This is a genomic window from Massilia sp. UYP32, assembly GCF_050434365.1.
Classification (GTDB): Bacteria; Pseudomonadota; Gammaproteobacteria; order Burkholderiales; family Burkholderiaceae_D; genus Telluria; species Telluria timonae.
In genome coordinates, this window is record NZ_JBNDIK010000066.1 from 1 (window position 1) to 1,420 (window position 1,420).

2 protein-coding genes are annotated in these 1,420 nt (G+C 61.0%); both read right to left on the reverse strand.

Annotated elements, in window-relative coordinates; genetic code table 11:
• Window positions 1-76: 76 nt before the first annotated feature.
• A complete protein-coding gene (locus ABIB42_RS25865; RefSeq protein WP_429249211.1) occupies window positions 77-460 on the reverse strand; it encodes a DUF1565 domain-containing protein in 384 nt (127 codons plus the stop codon).
• A 334-nt stretch (window positions 461-794) separates the two neighbouring features.
• Window positions 795-1,277: a hypothetical protein gene (locus ABIB42_RS25870; RefSeq protein WP_429249212.1), complete on the reverse strand. Its 483-nt coding sequence runs from the start codon at window positions 1,275-1,277 to the stop codon at window positions 795-797.
• Window positions 1,278-1,420: the final 143 nt, after the last annotated feature.

Sequence of the window (1,420 nt, forward strand, 5' to 3'; positions counted from 1 at the left end):
GACGATCAAGTCTGGTTGAATCCGGAACGGATTCGGCCAGAAGCACTACAGCAAGCAGCTTGAGATGACGCGACAACTACGTTGACAAACACCGATTCTGGCCCCGCACACAGAATTTCTGACAGGTCCGATCTTCGCCCCACTTCGTGGTCGACACCCAGTAGATGCGGCTGCTTGCAGTCCCGCTGGCGGTGGTCTTGAAACCACCGGCATACGTGCCCGGGGCCACGAACACGGTCGTGCCCGGCTTGGTCGCGGCCTTGGCAGCGCGCGCCAGGGTCTTGAACGGCGCGGCCTTGGTGCCGGCGGCGGTGTCCGAGCCGGTTGGCGAGACGTAGAAATTGTTCGGGGTGGTCGGGATGGTGGCGGCGTTGGCCGACATGGCGGCGGCCAGCAAAGCGACGGCGGCAGCGGCGCGGGTGACGTTGGTACGGATCGAAGCGAAGGTAGCGAAGGTCATGAATGTGTCTTACCCTAATTAAACAATGTAACCCTTTGAGCGCGGGAAACTTCCTAAGTTCAACTTTTTCTGAGAAATTTTTTTTGTGGGCACTAATTTTTGCGAGGCAATGTATCTATAGAAATGGAATACTCAGCAGTTTCCTACCGAACACGACAAGCACAGCGTTGCGGGTTGAGCGAAGCCGGGAATATGCGCGCTGCGGCGGCATCAGATACGCCAGCGATGCGCCAGCTCGGGAGGTGGGCCGCGGCGGGCCGGAGGAAGATTGCTGATAAGCGCCGATGTCTCGGCTGCGCCTGCTGTCGCAGGCGCAAGGGAATGTGAAGTGGTTCTACGCTGCCGGTCGCTGCGTGGCTTGCTGGCCGTCGGCGCCGGCTGCCGCCGGCGTGCCCTGCATTGCAGGATCGGATGAGGACGCAGCCTCCTGGTAACCGTTGAGATTGAACTCGTTCGATGCCGGGGCGTTGCCTTCGGCAGTCTGAGCGGCCGGCGCGCCATTGGCGACGCCATTGTCCATCGGCGCCGGCGCCGGTTCCGGGATGGCCGGCGCTGCGCTGTCGGCCGCCGGTGTGGCGGCGCCAGGCATGGCCGTATCCTGCGCGATGGGCTCCGGCGTCGCCGGACCGGCGTCGATCGCGCCCGTGGTCCTGGCGCGCGATGCCTCCGTGGGGTCAGTAATCACGGTGTCAGCCAGCAACTGCTGATTGGCGAACTCATCGGTCGTACCGCCGCAGGCGGTGAGCAGGACGGCGACGCTGCAGCACAGCGCGGCCTTGACACGGAATGACGAAGCGAAGGTCACAGGTTTTTTCATCAGGAAGTTCCTTACCACAATTAAACAATGTGCCCTTTTGAGTGACGCTAACTGTCAAGTCCCGCCTGTTCATAAACCCGTTTGACAAATAATTCGGGGCGCTTTTTCTGCCATTCTTTGAGCGCCAGAATTGGTGTTTTGCT